Raw genomic sequence first — 19,034 nt, forward strand, 5'->3', positions numbered from 1 at the left:
TTCCTACAACCAAAAAAACAAAAGCACTAACTGCGGAATCAATCCGATGATATAGCCTAACGTTAATTCGGTTAAAGTGTGGGCTTTCATTTCAAATCGGGAGGAAGCCACTAATCCGTTACAAAGGAAAAGGCTACTGACGAAATAAACATTTTTAATTCCGAAGTGCATCAAGCAACCGATACAAAAAACCGTTAGCGAAGCCATTCCCAACATATGCAAACTCGCTTTCTTTTTGAAAAAAACCAAGACTAAAGCAATTGTACTACTTATCATACTGCCGAGGAAAAAATAATACAGTTCGGGACTAACGTCAAGTGTAAAACTTTTATAAAGTAAGGTGCCAAAAAGTGCTGTTTGAATGATTAATGGAAATTTTCGTTGGGTGACATCGGGCACCATAATCGAATCTATTTTGTTTAAGGTCACCAACAGATAAAAAATGGCTAAGGGTATAAAAACCGTAATGATTAGGGTTTGTATGATGTACAAATAGACGGTTTCATAGTTGAAATATCCGGTTGTAGTGAAAAAGAAAAACACTACGGCAAACACCGATATAAAAATAGGATGGAAGACGTAGGAAAAAAAAGGAAGTATCTTTTTCAAGATTACATTTTTTTACGCATTCGGGCCACCGGAATGTCTAATTGTTCGCGATATTTGGCCACCGTTCTGCGCGCAATTGGGTAGCCGCGTTCCTTTAACAGGTCTGCTAGTTGATCGTCTGGCAAAGGTTTGCTTTTGTCTTCTTCGGCAATGACTTGCTCTAGTATTTTTTTGATTTCGATGGTAGACACTTCTTCGCCTTGATCGTTTACCATGGCTTCCGAGAAAAATTCTTTCAATAATTTGGTACCGTAAGGCGTGTCAACATACTTGCTGTTGGCTACGCGAGAAACCGTAGAAATATCCAAACCAATCATGTCGGCAATGTCTTTTAAGATCATTGGTTTTAGCTTGGTTTCGTCTCCATCAAGGAAGTATTCTTGTTGAAAATGCATAATGGCGTTCATGGTCACATAAAGTGTTTCCTGACGTTGTTTTATCGCGTCGATAAACCATTTGGCCGAATCTAATTTTTGTTTGATGAATTGCACCGCATCACGTTGAGCATTCGATTTGTCTTTCGAATCTTTGTAGGTCTTCATCATGTCTTGATAGTCTTTCGACACGTGAAGTTCGGGTGCATTACGACCGTTTAAGGTCAATTCTAATTCGTCGTCTATAATACGAATGGCGAAATCGGGTACAACATGTTCCGTCACTTTATTGGCGCCTGTAAAAGAGCCACCTGGTTTCGGATTCAGTTTCTCAATTTCTTCTATTGCTTTTTTAAGTTGCTCTTTGGTCACATTAAATTTTTGCAATAGTTTTTCGTAATGTTTTTTGGTAAAAGCATCAAATTGATCTTCGATGATTTTTATCGATAACTCCACCGATTCGGTTGGTGTTTTGTGTTTCAGCTGTAATAATAAACACTCTTGTAAATCGCGAGCTCCCACACCAGAAGGTTCTAATTCGTGAACGATATGCAGGATTTTTTCCACCGTTTTTTCATCGGTATAAATCCCTTGTGTAAAAGCCATGTCATCTACAATATCTTGAATACTTCTGCGGATATAGCCCATGTCGTCAATACTTCCGACTAAAAATTCGGCAATATCACGTTGGTCATCCGTCAAAATAAAAGTATTCAACTGATTGATTAAGTCCTGATGAAAACTTACGGGTGCCGCAAAAGGCGTTTCGCGGTCTTCGTCATCATCGCTATAATTGCTGGTTTGTGTTTTATAATCGGGAGTGTCGTCGCTGCTTATATATTCGTCAATGTTGATGTCATCGGAGCTATAATCTTCGTTGTCATAATCTTCGTTGTTGTAGTCATCTTCATTGTTGTCAAACTCATCTTTTTCAAACTTCTCTTCGTCTTCTACGGTCCCGCCTTCTAACGCTGGATTCTCGTTCATTTCTTCCATCAAACGTTGTTCAAAAGCCTGTGTAGGCAATTGAATCAACTTCATCAACTGGATTTGCTGAGGTGAAAGTTTTTGCGATAATTTGAATTGTAAGTTTTGTTTTAACATTTTTGATTATGTGTTTATTTGTGGATTTGAATTTCCGAATAGACGAATAACCAAATCCACGAATCCACTATTTATTAAAATTCAGCATTCATTGGCGTTCTTGGGAATGGAATTACGTCACGGATGTTGGTCATACCCGTTACAAATAATACCAATCTTTCGAAACCTAATCCGAAACCAGAGTGTACAGCACTTCCAAATCTTCTAGTATCTAAATACCACCATAATTCTTCTTCGTCAATGCCTAAGGCTTTCATTTTTTCAATTAAAACGTCTAAACGCTCTTCTCTTTGTGAACCTCCTACAATCTCTCCAATTCCAGGGAATAAGATATCCATAGCACGTACAGTTTCTTTTCCAGGTTCGGTATTGTCATTCAAACGCATGTAGAACGCTTTTATTTTCGCTGGATAGTCAAATAAGATTACCGGACATTTGAAGTGTTTTTCCACTAAGAAACGCTCGTGCTCACTTTGTAAATCAGCACCCCATTCTTCGATTAAATATTGGAATTTTTTCTTTTTATTCGGAGTAGAATCTCTTAAAATATCTACCGCTTCAGTATAAGAAACACGTTTGAAGTTGTTTTCTAATACGAACTGTAATTTTTCTAACAAGGCCATTTCGCTACGTTCCGCTTGTGGCTTTTGTTTTTCTTCTTCCGTCAAACGACCTTCTAAGAATTTTAAATCATCGGCACAGTTGTCCACCGCATATTTCACCACATATTTAATGAAATCTTCGGCCAAATCCATATTCGCAGCCAAATCATTGAACGCTACTTCCGGTTCAATCATCCAAAACTCCGCTAGGTGACGAGACGTGTTAGAATTTTCGGCACGGAATGTCGGTCCGAACGTATATACTTGACCCAATGCCATCGCATAGGTTTCGGCTTCCAACTGACCTGAAACGGTTAAATTGGTTTGTTTTCCGAAGAAATCTTCTTTGTAGTTTACTTTTCCTTCTTCTGTTCTTGGCGTATTGTCAAATGGCAAAGCACTTACTTGAAACATTTCACCAGCACCTTCGGCATCAGAACCGGTAATGATTGGTGTGTTCACATACACAAATCCTTTTTGTTGGAAATACTGATGAACCGCAAATGATAATGCCGAACGCACACGCATAATCGCTCCGAAAGCATTCGTACGCACACGTAAATGCGCATTTTCACGTAAAAATTCTAAAGAGTGTTTTTTAGGTTGCATTGGAAATTTCTCCGCATCCGAATCACCCAAAATCTCTAATTTTTTAACCTGAATTTCGTATTTCTGTCCAGCACCTTGGCTTTCTGCTAATTCGCCCGTTACGGAAATTGCCGCCCCAGTAGTAATTCTTTTTAAAGTCGTTTCCGGTGTGTTTTCAAAATCGACAACACACTGAATATTGTGAATGGTTGAACCATCGTTCAACGCGATAAATTGATTGTTTCTAAAAGTTCTTACCCATCCTTTTGCGGTTACTTCGTGTATTGTTTTCGTGCTGTTTAGTAAGTCTTTAACTTTTGTATGTTTCATTTTGAATTTTGAATTTTTAAAATAGAAATCAGATGACTGAATTCTAAAAAATACTTTTTACTATAATGTGCAAATATAAAGTATTTGGATGAAAAGAGAAAGTTTGATAAGAAGGATTAATTTGTCACTTTTCGATTGCTTTCAAAGTGATAATGTTTTAGAAAATTAACTGAAAAACTACTTCTTCTCAAATGCATCCACTTCCTCATCGCTTGGTTCTAGAATATCAATCTTAGGCGCGATAAATTCTTGCTCGTTGGCAATAGAGCGGTTGAGTGATAATACCAAAGCGGGCAATAACACCAAATTGGATAACATTCCGAAAAATAAGGTCAAAGCCACCAATCCTCCCAATGCCACAGTACCTCCAAAACTTGAGAGCATGAATACCGAGAATCCGAAGAATAATACGATGGAAGTATAGAACATACTAATTCCGGCATCGTCGAAAGTGGCAAAAACCGATTTTTTGATTCTCCAATCGTTACGGGACAATTCCAGTCGGTATTGCGCCAAGAAACGTAAGGTATCATCGACCGACATTCCGAAAGCGATTCCGAATACCAAAATTGTAGATGGTTTTAGCGGTATATTTAAAAAGCCCATTAGTCCGGCGGTCATTAAAAGTGGAAGTAAATTAGGAATAATGGATACCAATACCATTTTGAACGAACGGAACATAATTGCAACTAATCCCGCAGTTAAAGCAAAGGCCATTAATAATGACGAAAGTAAGTTGTCTAATAAATATTTGGTTCCTTTTTGAAACACTGAAGGTTTACCAGTGATAATGACTTCATAGCGAGATGGCGGGAACACTTTATCGGCTTTGGCTCTGATTTGAGCTTCGATGGCTTCCATTTTTTCGCCATTTTCATCTTTGATAAAAGTAGTAATTCGGGCAAACTGACCCGTATCATCCACATAACTTTTCATCAAGTTGTCTTTCGAATTTTGCGTAGCATTTTTAGCATACGACAAAATAAAAGATTGTTCTTGAGCCGTTGGCAGTTCGTAAAAATCTGGATTGTTATTGTAATAGGCTTGTTTCGAGTATTTTACCAAGTTCACGACTGATAATGGCTTCGATAATTCTGGAATTTCGAGTATGGTTTCTTCCAGTTCTTCCATGCGTTTTAAGGTGCTTAATTTCATCACCCCTTTTTTGCGCTTGGTGTCAATCATGATTTCTAGAGGCATTACACCGCTAAATTCTTTTTCAAAAAAGCGAATATCATCAAAAAACGCCGTTTTCTTTGGCATGTCTTCCAGGATACTTCCCGAAATACGCATTTTATGAATGCCTATCAGCCCAATGATCAACATGCAAATCGCCACAATATAAACCCCGACACGATTGAATTTTACGGTATTTACAATCCATTTGAAAAACGATGTCAAATATTCGCGTTCTAAATGTCCTAAGTGACGCGGAATCGGCGCTGGAATATAGCTAAAAAACACTGGAAGAATCAGCATGCACAAGATGTACAATAGCAGAATCATTACTGAAGTGACTACGCCAAACTCGGTTAATAAAACATTGTTGGTGGCAATGAATGTAGCAAACCCTAAAGCAGTGGTCAAGTTAGTCATTAAGGTTGCCGTTCCGGTTTTGGTGATTACCCGTTGTAAGGCCTTGGCTTTGTTGGCGTGCTTGGCGTATTCCTGATGGTATTTGTTGATTAAGAAAATACAATTCGGAATTCCGATTACAATCACTAAAGTCGGAACTAAAGCCGTTAAAACCGTGATTTCATAACCTAATAGTCCCAACAATCCGAATGACCACATTACCCCGATGATCACAATAATCAAAGAGATCAACGTGGCTCTAAAAGAACGGAAAAAGAAAAAGAATAACAATCCGGTAATTAATAATGCAGCCCCAATAAATAAGCCAATTTCGTCTATAATGGTTTTGGCATTTAAGGTTCTGATGTAGGGCATTCCAGAAGCGTGTAAATCGATTCCGGTTTTGCTTTCAAATTTTTCGATTTCTGGAATTAAAGAATTTAAAACGTAGTCTTTTCTAGCTTTAGTGTTGACGATTTTTTTATCTAAGTACAGTGCCGAACGAATGGCTCCCGTTTTTTTGTTGAATAATAATCCTTCGTAAAAGGGAAGGTTGTTCAATAAATCGGATTTTATTTGCGTTAAATAGGCTTGCTTCTGTGTTTGGGATTTGTCGACTAAATTTTTAAGAACAAATCGTTGCAACGAATCACTTTTGGCTAAGACTTTTAGGTTGTCTACCGAAATAACCAAATCTACTTCTTTGTGCGAATCGATGTTGGTCATCATGTCACTCCAAGCTTTGAATACTTTTGGGGTAAATAATTTCTTGTCTTGAGTTGCAATTACAATAAGATTTCCCTCCTCGCCAAATTTGCTCAAGAAATTGTTGTAATCGACATTTACTTTATCATCGGCAGGGATAAGATTGGCTTCGGTTTGAGTAAAGACAATATTTTTCCACTGAAAAGCAAAAAATACAGTTATTAATACTACAATTGCTAGGATAGCAATTCTATTTCTTAATATTACTCGGGCAATAAACTCCCAAAAACCAATACTCAGTAATTTTCTCATAGATATTTAAGTACTCACAAAGGTAAATAAAACCCTTAAAAGTAAAATGAATAATAACAAACTTTTAAATTTTAAATAAATCTATGATTTCTGTTTTTATTTGATTGGTTAATTTGTCATCTTTGTGTTTGAATTTTGTGTCTTCAACTATGAAAAAACTTAAAAATGCCATTTTCTATTTTGCCGTAACTGGCGCATTTACAGCTTTAATGTATTGGATAGTAGGGGAAGGAAAAGGATTAGAAATGGGGCGAAAAATAATTGCTCCAAACACTAAAAATACTCATTGGAATGAATTTTTAGCGGCACTTGGTCATAATTTAGAGCATCCTTTGGCAATTTTATTAGCACAAATTATTACCATTATTGTTATTGCGCGTTTTTTTGGATGGATGTTTAAAAAAATTGGACAACCTTCGGTGATTGGAGAGATTATAGCCGGTATTTTTTTAGGACCATCTGTGGTTGGAATGTATTTTCCGGAATTTTCACAAGTTTTATTTCCAACGGCCTCGCTTGGAAATCTTCAGTTTTTAAGTCAGATGGGTCTGATCCTTTTCATGTTTGTGATTGGAATGGAATTGGACTTAAAAGTGCTCAAAAACAAAGCCAATGATGCAGTAATTATAAGTCACGCCAGTATTGTGATTCCGTTTGCTTTAGGGATGACATTAGCGTATTATGTTTATTATAAATTTGCTCCTGTTGGGGTAGAGTTCTTGTCGTTTAGTTTGTTCATGGGAATTGCGATGAGTATTACGGCATTTCCTGTTTTGGCGAGAATTGTTCAAGAACGAGGGATGCACAAAACAAAATTAGGGACAATTGTTATTACCTGTGCTGCTGCCGATGATATTACTGCTTGGTGTTTGCTAGCGGCCGTTATTGCAATTGTAAAAGCAGGTTCGTTTGTGAGTGCGCTTTATGTTATTGGATTGGCTATTTTATATGTCATCATGATGTTGTTTTTGGTCAAACCTTTCTTAAAAAGAGTAGGGGATTTGTACTCAAATAATGACAATTTAAGTAAACCGGTAGTTGCTATTTTCTTTCTAACCTTAATCATTTCTTCTTATTGTACGGAAGTGATTGGAATTCATGCTTTATTTGGAGCATTTATGACCGGTGCTATAATGCCAGATATTGCTAAATTCAGAAATATTTTTATTGACAAAGTTGAAGATGTTGCTTTAATTCTGTTGCTTCCGTTATTCTTCGTTTTTACGGGATTGCGTACTCAAATTGGTTTGATTAACGATCCGTATTTATGGAAAGTTACTGGTTTTATTATTCTGGTTGCGGTGGTTGGAAAATTTGTAGGAAGTGCGCTTGCTGCAAAGTTTGTAGGTCAAAATTGGAAGGATAGTTTAACGATCGGGGCGTTAATGAATACGCGCGGATTGATGGAATTGGTTGTTTTGAATATTGGATATGATTTGGGCGTTTTGACTTCAGAAATTTTTACTATGATGGTGATAATGGCCTTGGTGACTACTTTTATGACAGGTCCTGCTTTAGATTTAATTAATTTTATATTTAAGTCAAAAGATGCAATGGTTCCTGAAATTGAAGAAGCCGATAATAAATTTAAAATTCTTGTTTCATTTGGCAACTACGAAAAAGGAAAATCACTATTGAATGTTGCGAATGCTTTGATAAAAAAGCAAAAAGACAATGCTGCATTAACGGCAATGCATTTGTCTGTTAGTGATGAAATGCATGGTTTTAATATTGAAGAATACGAGAAAGAAACTTTTGAACCTATTCTAGAAAAATCGAAGTTACTAAATATCGAAATTAAGACCATTTTTAAAGCGACTACTGATATCGAAAATGATATTGCTGAAATTGCCAAACAAGGCGATTATGATTTGCTATTGGTTGGTTTAGGAAAATCAATTTTTGAAGGAACCATCTTAGGGAAAGTATTAGGCTTTACCACTCGAATTATTAATCCAGATCGTTTGTTGGATAAATTAACAGGGAAAGAAGGTTTGTTTTCCAATTCTATTTTCGATGAAAGAACCCGCCAAATAATTGCTAAAAACAAAACGCCACTTGGTATTCTAGTCGATAATGAATTGCAATCCATCGATAAGATTTTTGTGCCTTTTTTTAATTCTGAAGATGCTTTTTTGGTAGATTATATTCAGAAATTTGTGTATAACAACAACTCAAGAGTAAATGTAGTAGATGTAAAACACCAAATAGAAGGAAATTTTCTAATTAAAAATGCAATGGAAGCGCTTGATAAAAATTATCCAGACAATATCATTTTTGTAAATGAAAACCAGGTAAATCAATCGTTTTTAGTGAAACAAGACCTAATGTTGGTAAGTTTAGACAGTTGGAAAAAATTGGTGGAGACCAATAATTTATGGTTGAGTAACTTGCCTTCGGTTTTAATTATTAAACCCTAGATTAATTTGAATACTTAGTTTTAAAGCGATGTTGTCTTCAAAAGAAGGTAATTGGTTAGGGCCATAGCGGTAAAAAGCGGTAAAACCAATTCCTTTAAATATCTGATTCATTTCGAATCCTGATTCGTAAAAACCATGTTCTAAGGTCTTAAATTCAAGGCCTTTGTGACGTTCTTTGTGTTCTAATTCTCCAATTCCGTAACGTGAAACTAATGACAAAACAGGTTTTATTTGTCGGCTAATTTCCAATTTTGGAAATTGATGTTTCATGTGTAAATACAAATATTTGTCGGAGAAAAACTCATTAAAATACATGGTTTCAAAACTGTCTTTTGCCGCAAATGTAACTCGTTGAATGATTTTATCCTTGGTTAAATTGTTGGGAGAATGGTTGTATAAATGAGTCAGCGGAGTGTTTCCAAAGGCATAGCCGCTTTCAAATAGAAATAAGATTTTATGATTGGAGTTGAATTTTTTTTGCAAATCTACTCTAAAATCTAACTTGCCAAAATCATAACTATTGTGCCACAATCCCGGAATCGACTTAGAAACTTGAAAAGTAAATTTGGGATAGTTTTTATCGGTTTCCAGTATTCCATTTGGAGTTTGCATGAATTTGCTAAACGGATTCCATTGTATTGAAGTGGTTACTGCTGTTATTTTAAAATCGGTTGATGGATGGTTGTTTATAATGTATTCGTAGTCAAATTTAGGCTCTATAAAGCTTTGCGTTACTTGTAATGCCGCTTCGGTTTTAGGAATGATTTTAGTTTCCAAAAAACCTTTCCAAGTTTCGTGATTGTAAAACGTACTTAAGTTTAAAGGTCTTGGGTCGTATATTTTGAATGGCTTTTTGTCGATTTCAAATGCGGTATTGGCAATTTCAGAAACATCATCTTTATAGGATAGTCCGAGCCAAGTTTCGCTGGTTTTATTCACCCTAAAGGCATTTGAAAGGTGTCCTTTAAAGGCGCCATCTTTGGTGCCATAAACCATATAACCTTCCACTTTGAAGAATTTTGAAAATTTTTCATTGGTAACCCCACCCAAGCCCATGCGGAAACCTTCGTAATTATTATAGCGAATTAAATAACGTAAATCAAAATCAAAAAAACCTAAAGGATAATATCCTTTGATGATTTTTCGACCAATTTTGAGTTTGTTTTCAATTTTTCTACTTTCAATTAAACTGTCTAAAGAAACATATGTGGCTTTACTTCTCACGTCGGTAGAGTCGTTAAAATAAGTATACCAAAGTTCTTCTTTTCGGTTGATGGCTTTTTCAGAGATAGAAATGGCGATGTGCTTCTTTTTTATCGGGCCGTTAATGCCAAATGTTATTTGTGAGTATTGGTTTTCCGATTTGATTTCTAAAAAGTCGGAAGCATATTTTTTGCCTAGCGGGTTGAGGTTAGAATCTGATCCGTCAAAAGTGATGGTTTCTCCTAAAATCTTTATCGGATATTTACTATTCCCTTTTTTTATGGTGAGCGTAGATTTTTTAGGAAACCAATTGTTTAGTTTTTCATTAAAATCAAAAAAATGGGAAGAGGTAATGTTTATTTTTCCACGAATTTTATATTCGGCACTGGCGATACTGAATTTTTGCGCGTCTATATATAACTTTCCTTCTAGTTTATCTGTTTTGGAAATTCGTTTGGGTTTAAATTGAATTACATGAATTTTTCTGTTATTTCTCTCAATAGTTTCTAACCACTGATAAGTGTAGATATTTAATCCGTTTATAGAAATTGGGTTGGTATATTCATTTTCGACCAATATTAATTTCTTGTCGTACATCGAAAATGGTTGTAATTGAACTGAGAAATATTCATAGATAGGTTCTTTGAAACCTGCCATTTTTGTCGAAAGAATTTCTTCTTTTGTTTCTAAATTACTTTGGGTAATTACCGATATTTTTTCCGTTTGATATAAATGTTGTTTGCTAATTATTTTTTTGAATTCACAATCGGAAGAATCAATTTCCTTAAAGACTTTCTTCCCTTTTTTCATTACAAATATCGAATCAATATTGCCTTCGACAAAGTCTGGATTGGCAGTTATAATAAGTTTGTTGTAGGTTGTGAGTTGAAAATTATTTGGAAAATTTAATTTTTTAGAAAGAATTGCTTTTTCAATAATAGTCGTGCTTTTAATTTGAGCACTTCCTTTTAGTTGAAAAAAAGAGAATAGAAGTAGTAATGTTATTTTTTTTAGCACACTTATTTTGTATGGGAATTTAAGACAAAGATAAATTAATATGTGCAGGATTGTGATATTCTCATAAAAAAAGGGTCTGTGTGTAACAGACCCTTTTTAAATATATTTACAAAATGTTATTGAATGATTAAACGTTTTGTTGTTTTAAAATCAGCTCCTGACATTTTCAAGATGTAATTTCCAGCACTTAAAGTGCCAAAATTAACTTCATCAGAATTTGCATCTAATTCAATTGTGTTAGTGTAAACGATTTTACCCGTAATGTCAAATAACTCTAAAGTTGTTTTTCCATACGATTTATCGGCACTGATAGTAACATTTCCATTATTTACTGTAGGATATACGGCAATTGTTTTAGCAACAACATCATTTTCATCAACTGATAAAATAGTGTTGGTTAATGGTCCTGAAAATACTCCTCTACCATATGTTGCAGCATATACATTATAAGCTGTTGGTGCTGCTGGTAAATTTGCTTGTAAATCTAAATCTACAACACTCACACTACTCATTCCGTTGTAAGATTGTCTCCAAGCTAGAGCTTGGTCAGCAGATCCTGCAGGATTAAAAGTGTTTGTATACCAAACTCCTAAATCAGTACCAATCATTAATTCGGCACTATTTAATGGGTTTTGTAAAATTGAGTTAACTGGTAAATCAGGTAAATCTCCTTCAATTCTATACCAGTTTGTACCTCCATTTGGTGTATACCAAATGTTGTTAACTCCGTAGTTGTACATGGTTACGAAAATTTGATTGTCGTTAGCTCCAAATTCTATATCGGAAATACTTCCTACGAATGAAGGACCAGAAATATTTGACCATCCCACACCATTTGTAGAGTTAGCAGCAGTAACAGTATTTGCACTTGTTAATTTCAACAATCTACTGTTCATAGTTCCAATATAAAGCGTAGTTGGAGTTACTTTACCCGGGATTATTGCTGTAGGATAACTATTCAATAAAGTTGGATAATTTAAATTTGTTCTTGTAACAGTACCCGATTTGATACTTGTATATCTTCTAACTTGATAAGACACTGGAGTACCTCCAGTAAAATCAGAATATAAAATATCATTAGTGTTATCTAAAGTCATTGCTGGGTAAAATAATCCCATATCTTGATCAGCAGCAACTAGACCATTTAATGTTCTTGTTGTAGCAGAACCAATTGTTCTAAATCTGATAGTGTTATTGTATACGTAATTTGTAATGTAGTATTTGTCAGAATCTTGTGAAAATACTGGTTTACCACCATCACCACCTTGTACTTCAAATGTTCCATTTACTCCTGCAGATGCTCCAGTAGTTGAAGTTGCTGCAGTTGTAGAACCAGAATAATATTGGCTACCGTTGTCTTGTGCTCCTGCAACAAAGAAGTCTCCGGCTGCACCAGTTACTCCGTTCGGTTGAACGGCTACTCCAACGAATTGTGTTACGTTAAAGCCGTTGTTTCTAGCTACAGCATTTCCTACAGTAGATAAACTACTTCCGTAATAAACACCACCATCATTTCCAAACAAACCTGTATTTGGTGAGCCTGGTTTGAAAGTTAGAGCGTGTTGATCAGAGTGCACGTTTGCAGTCCAATCAGAAATAGCTGTCCAAGTCACAGTAGCTCCTGTTTTTGCATTTGCAGATCGGTATAAATCAATACCCCCTACATATAAAATTTCAGGGTTCGTTGGGTCACATTCAATCATTAAGTCATAAAAAGCTTGTTGTCCTGTAAAACCATAAGTAGTTTCTCTTGTTTCATTTCCAGCTGGCAATGCCATAGCTGTAAAAGTTGGACTAGCAGCAGTAGCATTAACCGATCGTAATAATTGTACTTCGATAGTTGGTGCTGCAGCATCAGCCTGATTTAATTCAGATAGAATGTACATAGTGTTTTGATCACTAATAGAAGGTTCTAGTTCTACACGAGAACCACCTCCATTTGCCGTAACTGAATATACTTGCTGGAATGATGTTCCATTGTTTTGAGAACGGAATACTTTTCCACCTCCATCTCCAAAGGTCCAACTGTCTCTTGAACTTACCCAAATGTCTCCATTTGTACTAATTTCAATGTCATTTGGACAGGTTCTGTTTCCGCTTGGTGCTACTGGAAGTGTTAATGCTGTCCATGTAGTCCCTCCATTTGTTGATTTGTATAAACCGTAACTTCCTGTTCCGAATAAATTGTTAGCTCTTGCGTTTGAATATAAACCATCACTAACGGCCATATAAATATCTGAATTACCTCCATTGTTTTTAATTACAATGTCATTAATCAATTGTATTCCAGAAACTACTTTTCCTGTAAATTCACCTACACCTGTTGGTCTTAAAGTTGCATTTCCTGTAAAATTCGCTTCTAATAAATCACCATCTTCCATAGAAATCATAACACAAGGTATAGTTGCAGTTTCTGCAGCATCCTCGGCCATTCCAACTGGACCTCCAGGTACGTTATTCATAATAATAACAGCTCTTGCACCTGCATTTTGAGCTTTTACTACTTTAGATTCGAAAGAACATGACCCTCTTCTAATCAATACGATTTTGTTAGTGTAAGGAGTTCCTACAACTGCCTCGCAAGCATCTGTAATAGGAGCTGTTGCATCGTCCATAAGTGCAAGTGGGTAAGTCATATTGGTAAGTGCTGGTCCAAAAGCCGTTGCCACAACTGTTCCATATCCTCTGTTTAAAGCTGGATTAGTTGATCCCGTAACTTCTAAATTGAAAGAATTACTTTGTGTAGTTGTTGTAGTTCCACCACCATAAATTTGTGTCCATGTAGCACCAGCATCAGTGGTTTTCCATGCGCCATTTCCGTTTACATCTCCACCAACATAAGTCTCACCAGTACCTACGTACCAAATGCTAGAATTGTTAGGGTCAACAGTGATATTTTGTACATTAACATGTTCAGGGAAAGTCGAAACTCTAGTCCAAACTCCGGTTGAAGTAATGTCGGCATTTTTCCATAAACCACCACTCACTCCACCAGCTACAACTGCGTTTCCTCCTACAACTGGGTCATACATTATGGCACGAGTACGTCCACCAACATTGTTAGGACCACGTTCTATCCATGCATTACCAACTGCATCTCCTGGTATTCTGTTTTGAGCGGCAAGCGCTCTTTCTTTTTCCAGTTGCTGTCTAATAATTTGAAGATTTTCTGCAGAAGGTCTTCCTGTGTTTGGATCCATTTTTAATAAATACTGTTGTTCCATGTATTTATTTGGTGGAATACCAGCAGCTTTTCTTTCACTTTTTGACAAGTAGAAATTTTTATTAATAGGGCTTTTTGCTAAATGATTTGCGTGCTTTTTACGCAATTCTGCTGCTTGTTGTTTTGTTAAATTACCGTTTGACACCACAACTTCTTTGTTGTTTTTGGTTTTTTTAGTAATTGGTTCTTGTTTTTCTTGAGAATAACCAGTAACAAAAACAAGTAAAGCAATAATCATAGAAAGTAAGTTTCTTTTCATAATTTTTATTATTTACTTTTGGTTTAATTTGCGAATATAGTAATTATTTGGTATTATTTTTATTTTTTAGCTAAATATCAACTATTTGTAGAAATCATCTTATTAAATAGTAAAGCGTTGCCATCTGTGAGCATCGAAACAAAATGACAAATATGTAAGAGTCGCTTGTATAGACTGTCTTTTTCTACATGATGTTTTTCGGGTAGCACCTTTAAAAGAAGGTTGTCAAAATTGGTCGCCTTACCTTCGTGTTTGTTGTTATACGCGGTAATAAATTTATCTAGTAGATTGTTAATGATTTGATAGCCATTGATTTCTTTTTCGATGACTTCTCTACTTTGATAAATATTTTTGACGCTCAATTTGATGATGTCATTCATTTGGGCTTGATATTTACTTTTGTCGGTTAAGGCAAACGGAAATTTTCCTTGTAAAATTGCTTCTTCATTTTCCACAAAAACAGTAACGGCATCGTTTATCAAACTTCCAATAGCTAAGGCACGTAAATAACTAATACGATCTTCTTTCGTAGTTAGGGCATTGTATTTTGTAGCATCAATAGAATCTTTTACCAATTTGATCAGATATTCTAATGCATAGTCTTCCGAAACCAAACCTAAATTGATTCCATCTTCAAAATCAATAATTGTATAACAAATATCATCGGCAGCTTCAACCAAGTAGGCCAACGGATGTCTTTCGTATCCAATGTCATTTCCAGTTTTGTTTGGAATTAAACCTAAATCGGAGGCTACTTCTTTGAAGAACTCCTTGTCTTGTTGGAAAAAACCGTATTTTTTATCGGAAATATTTTTTGTGGGTTTTTTGGGCAGACTTTCTTTCGGATATTTGGTAAAAGCGCCCAAAGTAGCATAAGTTAATCGTAATCCGCCTTCTACACCTGGTCGCGAACCGGTGACTACTGAAAAGCCATTCGCATTGCCTTCAAAATCAATTAAATCTTGCCATTCTTTATCGGTCAGTTGGTCTTTGTATTGTTGTCCTTTTCCAATCGAAAAATATTCGCCAATGGCTTTTTCTCCCGAATGTCCAAAGGGTGGATTTCCAATGTCATGAGCCAGTGCTGCAGCGGCAACAATAGCGCCAAAATCATTCATATGGTACCCATGTATTTCTTGTAGATGGGGGTATTTTTCTAAAATCTTTTTTCCAGCCAATCGTCCTAAAGAACGTCCGACTACCGAAACTTCTAAACTGTGGGTTAGCCTTGTGTGTACGAAATCTGTTTTGGATAACGGAATTACTTGGGTTTTATCTTGTAAACTTCTAAAGGCAGCCGAAAAGATAATTCGGTCATAATCGACTTCAAAGCCCAAACGGGTATCGTCTTGTTCTTTTCGTAATCGTTTGCTGGTGTCGCCTTGGCGTTTAAGTGATAATAATTGTTCCCAGTGCATCATTTGGAAGTGTGAAATTTCAAGTTAGAGTACGAATGTACAAACTTTTAATTTTCTTTCTTCATGCAGATGCTATTTTCTACACCGATGTATTGTCCGTAGTTAGGGATTAATTGATAACCTGTTTTTTTGTATAGAGCAATAGCGGAAGTTAGTTTTGGTGAAGTTTCCAAAATAAAAGAGTTGAAACCTTCTTCTTTGGCCCAGCTTTCTAATTCGCTTAGAATTAAACTAGCAATTCCTTTGCCTCGTTGGTCGGGGTGGACAAACATACGTTTGATTTCGGCAGTATGTTCGTCAAATTTTTTGAATCCTCCACAACCTACTGCTATTTCATTTTCATAAATCACTAACACGTGTTCTAATTGGACATTGTTGTAAAAAGCAAAGAAGTCTCTTTCGTCGCCATCAATATCCACTAAGTACTCGTCAAAAAGAGCAGAAAGCTTTTTGAAATCTGGATTGTCTGAAGTAGTGCGAACCAGTTTCATTATTTTTTATCGTTGGCCAAAAAGAAATTACGTGATTTTTTTGGGTATTTGTCATAGCTCTTATCACTTGGGTTTTCGATTACGGTTTTTAAATTGACTTCATCGCCAATTTTGAAATTCTTTTCGGTGTATTGATAATCCAATAAATATTTGCCACAGAAGTAATTTCCATCTGCATCTTTTTCTATTTTACCTGTGTAAACTCCTTTTTTATCTTTTGACATTGTATTCTGATTATTTTTTCAAAGGTACGAATTTGTGAAATAAAAAACAGCCATCTTCTGATGGCTGTTTTCGGTGGTATTTGAAAATAATGTTGATCGTTACAGCGTGAATTAAGAGCCACACATTTCACAATCCTCTGGGCCAGCGTTTTTAGCTAGTTCTATCATCGCGCGGTATTCTTCAGCACTCATTGGAGCAGGTTCGGCTACGACTTCCATAGCCACCGCTTGAGCTTCTTCTATCACCGCGATTGGTTCTTCTTTTTTGTCGTTATTTAAGGTAAACTTAATCGCATCTACTGCAGCTTTGGTTCTTAAATAATACATTCCTGTTTTTAATCCTGATTGCCAAGCATAGAAATGCATCGACGTTAATTTGGCATACGTGGCACCTTCCATGAACAAGTTCAAAGATTGTGATTGGTCAATAAAATAACCACGTTGACGCGACATGTCGATAATGTCTTTCATCGACATTTCCCAAACCGTTTTGTACAATTCTTTTAAATCGGCTGGAATGGCATCAATATTTTGAACCGAACCGTTGTGACGCATGATTTGTTGTTTCAAATCTTCGTTCCACAAACCACGGTTTACTAAATCTTCTAATAAGTGTTTGTTTACCACAATGAATTCCCCTGATAATACACGACGCGTATAAATGTTAGACGTGTAAGGTTCAAAAGCTTCGTTGTTTCCTAAAATTTGAGAGGTAGAAGCCGTTGGCATTGGTGCCATTAATAAAGAGTTACGTACTCCATGCTTCATTACTTCTTTTCTAAGTGAAGCCCAGTCCCATCTTCCTGATAATTCCTCGTCTTTAATGTTCCACAAATTGTGTTGGAATTCTCCTTGAGAAATTGGAGAGCCTTGGAATGATGAATACGGACCCTCTTCTTTTGCCATTTCCATAGAAGCAGTAACTGCTGCGAAATACATCGTTTCGAAGATTTCTTGGTTCAATTTTTTAGCTTCATCCGAAGTAAATGGCAAACGCAATAAGATGAAAGCATCGGCTAATCCTTGTACGCCTAATCCAACTGGACGGTGACGCATATTAGAATTTTCGGCTTCTTTTACTGGGTAGTAATTTCTGTCGATTACTTTATTCAAGTTGCGAGTCACGCGTTTGGTTACATTGTATAACAATTCGTGGTTAAATTGTCCGTTGTCAACAAACATTGGTAATGAAATGGAAGCCAAGTTACATACTGCAATTTCATCAGCAGAAGTGTACTCCATAATTTCCGTACATAAGTTAGACGAACGAATCGTTCCCAAATTCTTTTGGTTCGATTTACGGTTCGCGGCATCTTTGTACAACATATAAGGTGTTCCTGTTTCAATTTGTGATTCTAGGATTTTCTCCCACAATTCACGTGCTTTGATGGTTTTACGACCTTTTCCTTGCGCTTCGTAAGACGTATATAAGGCTTCAAACTCATCTCCATAAACATCATACAATCCAGGACATTCGTTCGGGCACATTAAAGTCCAAGTCGAATCTTCCTGAACACGTTTCATGAACAAATCGGAAGTCCACATCGCAAAGAATAAATCTCTCGCACGCATTTCTTCTTTTCCGGTATTCTTTTTCAAGTCTAAGAAATCGAAAATATCGGCATGCCACGTTTCTAAATAAATCGCAAAACTTCCTTTACGTTTTCCTCCACCTTGGTCTACATAACGAGCGGTATCGTTGAAAACACGTAACATAGGGACAATTCCGTTAGACGTTCCGTTCGTGCCACGAATGTAAGAACCGGTAGCGCGTACATTGTGAATAGACAATCCGATTCCACCTGCTGATTGTGAAATCTTAGCGGTTGATTTTAACGTGTCGTAAATTCCGTCAATACTATCATCTTGCATCGAAAGTAAGAAACAAGACGACATTTGAGGTTTTGGAGTTCCTGCGTTAAATAAAGTTGGGGTAGCGTGGGTGAAGAATTTCTTCGACATTAAATCGTAGGTTTCAATTACAGATTCTAGGTCGTTTAAGTGAATTCCTACGGAAACACGCATTAACATATGTTGAGGGCGTTCTACAATTTTACCATTAATTTTTAATAGGTACGAACGCTCTAAAGTTTTAAATCCGAAATAATCGTAATTGAAATCGCGATTGTAGATAATGTGTGAGTTCAAGAACTCGGCATTATCCATAATTACTTTGTGTACTTCTTCTGATAAAAGAGGTGCCTCTTGGTTGGTTCTAGGATTTACATAGTGAAACATTTCATTCATCGTTTCGGAGAATGATTTGTTGGTGTTTTTGTGTAAGTTAGAAATTGCAATACGAGCGGCTAGTTGGGCATAATCTGGGTGTGATACCGTCATAGAAGCAGCGGTTTCTGCGGCAAGATTGTCTAATTCGGAAGTGGTTACCCCGTCATACAATCCTTCAATAACACGCATGGCTACTTTTACTGCATCCACCATATCATTTAAACCATAGCATAGTTTTTTAATTCTATCTGTGATTTTGTCGAACATTACTGGCTCTTTGTGGCCATCTCTTTTAACTACGTACATAAGTTTTAGTTTTTGATAACAGACAATCCCTTCTCTGCTCTCTGA

The 19,034-nt window shown here is 36.1% G+C and carries 11 protein-coding genes; 1 reads left to right on the forward strand and 10 read right to left on the reverse strand.

Translation table 11 applies throughout. The features are described 5' to 3' along the window. Positions 1–3 precede the first annotated feature (3 nt). The 4 genes from EQG63_RS04805 to EQG63_RS04820 form a co-directional block, all read right to left on the reverse strand. A complete protein-coding gene (locus tag EQG63_RS04805) occupies positions 4–609 on the reverse strand; it encodes a hypothetical protein (RefSeq protein ID WP_129434967.1) in 606 nt (201 codons plus the stop codon). 2 nt (positions 610–611) lie between these two features. Beyond that, entirely contained in the window at positions 612–2,087 is a 1,476-nt protein-coding gene (rpoN, locus tag EQG63_RS04810; RefSeq protein WP_129434969.1) for an RNA polymerase factor sigma-54, read from the reverse strand. 74 nt (positions 2,088–2,161) lie between these two features. Continuing rightward, positions 2,162–3,607 (reverse strand): asparagine--tRNA ligase, encoded by a 1,446-nt coding sequence (asnS, locus tag EQG63_RS04815; RefSeq protein WP_129434971.1) that lies wholly within the window; start codon positions 3,605–3,607, stop codon positions 2,162–2,164. A gap of 177 nt (positions 3,608–3,784) precedes the next feature. Beyond that, on the reverse strand, positions 3,785–6,199 hold the full coding sequence (locus EQG63_RS04820; protein ID WP_129434973.1) for an efflux RND transporter permease subunit: 2,415 nt from the start codon (positions 6,197–6,199) through the stop codon (positions 3,785–3,787). A gap of 149 nt (positions 6,200–6,348) precedes the next feature. On the opposite strand from EQG63_RS04820, the gene EQG63_RS04825 reads away from it, so the two are divergent. After that, positions 6,349–8,619: a cation:proton antiporter domain-containing protein gene (locus EQG63_RS04825; protein ID WP_129434975.1), complete on the forward strand. Its 2,271-nt coding sequence runs from the start codon at positions 6,349–6,351 to the stop codon at positions 8,617–8,619. Here EQG63_RS04825 and EQG63_RS04830 read toward each other — a convergent pair. The 6 genes from EQG63_RS04830 to EQG63_RS04855 form a co-directional block, all read right to left on the reverse strand. After that, on the reverse strand, positions 8,602–10,839 hold the full coding sequence (locus tag EQG63_RS04830; protein ID WP_129434977.1) for a DUF5686 family protein: 2,238 nt from the start codon (positions 10,837–10,839) through the stop codon (positions 8,602–8,604). The genes EQG63_RS04825 and EQG63_RS04830 overlap by 18 nt on opposite strands. Positions 10,840–10,955: 116 nt before the next feature. Then, complete coding sequence (locus tag EQG63_RS04835) at positions 10,956–14,321, reverse strand: PA domain-containing protein (RefSeq protein WP_129434979.1); 3,366 nt, start codon at positions 14,319–14,321, stop codon at positions 10,956–10,958. A 77-nt stretch (positions 14,322–14,398) separates the two neighbouring features. Further along, positions 14,399–15,739, reverse strand: coding sequence for a deoxyguanosinetriphosphate triphosphohydrolase (locus EQG63_RS04840; RefSeq protein WP_129435283.1), 1,341 nt, complete (start codon positions 15,737–15,739; stop codon positions 14,399–14,401). A gap of 47 nt (positions 15,740–15,786) precedes the next feature. Continuing rightward, the gene (locus EQG63_RS04845) at positions 15,787–16,230 is read right to left on the reverse strand and encodes a GNAT family N-acetyltransferase (protein WP_129434981.1); all 444 of its coding nucleotides are present in this window, start codon (positions 16,228–16,230) and stop codon (positions 15,787–15,789) included. Further along, positions 16,230–16,454, reverse strand: coding sequence for a hypothetical protein (locus EQG63_RS04850; RefSeq protein ID WP_129434983.1), 225 nt, complete (start codon positions 16,452–16,454; stop codon positions 16,230–16,232). Before EQG63_RS04850 ends, EQG63_RS04845 begins: the two co-directional genes overlap by 1 nt. A gap of 111 nt (positions 16,455–16,565) precedes the next feature. After that, the gene (locus EQG63_RS04855) at positions 16,566–18,989 is read right to left on the reverse strand and encodes a ribonucleoside-diphosphate reductase subunit alpha (protein ID WP_129434985.1); all 2,424 of its coding nucleotides are present in this window, start codon (positions 18,987–18,989) and stop codon (positions 16,566–16,568) included. Positions 18,990–19,034 lie beyond the last annotated feature (45 nt).

It is taken from the genome of Flavobacterium amnicola, assembly GCF_004122165.1.
In the GTDB taxonomy this organism is placed as follows: Bacteria; Bacteroidota; Bacteroidia; order Flavobacteriales; family Flavobacteriaceae; genus Flavobacterium; species Flavobacterium amnicola.

Coding starts and splice junctions, on each gene's coding strand:
- rpoN (WP_129434969.1), bottom strand. CDS start 2,087: ATGTTAAAACAAAACTTACAATTCAAATTATCGCAAAAACTTTCACCT.
- asnS (WP_129434971.1), bottom strand. CDS start 3,607: ATGAAACATACAAAAGTTAAAGACTTACTAAACAGCACGAAAACAATA.
- EQG63_RS04820 (WP_129434973.1), bottom strand. CDS start 6,199: ATGAGAAAATTACTGAGTATTGGTTTTTGGGAGTTTATTGCCCGAGTA.
- EQG63_RS04825 (WP_129434975.1), top strand. CDS start 6,349: ATGAAAAAACTTAAAAATGCCATTTTCTATTTTGCCGTAACTGGCGCA.
- EQG63_RS04835 (WP_129434979.1), bottom strand. CDS start 14,321: ATGAAAAGAAACTTACTTTCTATGATTATTGCTTTACTTGTTTTTGTT.
- EQG63_RS04840 (WP_129435283.1), bottom strand. CDS start 15,739: ATGCACTGGGAACAATTATTATCACTTAAACGCCAAGGCGACACCAGC.
- EQG63_RS04845 (WP_129434981.1), bottom strand. CDS start 16,230: ATGAAACTGGTTCGCACTACTTCAGACAATCCAGATTTCAAAAAGCTT.
- EQG63_RS04850 (WP_129434983.1), bottom strand. CDS start 16,454: ATGTCAAAAGATAAAAAAGGAGTTTACACAGGTAAAATAGAAAAAGAT.
- EQG63_RS04855 (WP_129434985.1), bottom strand. CDS start 18,989: ATGTACGTAGTTAAAAGAGATGGCCACAAAGAGCCAGTAATGTTCGAC.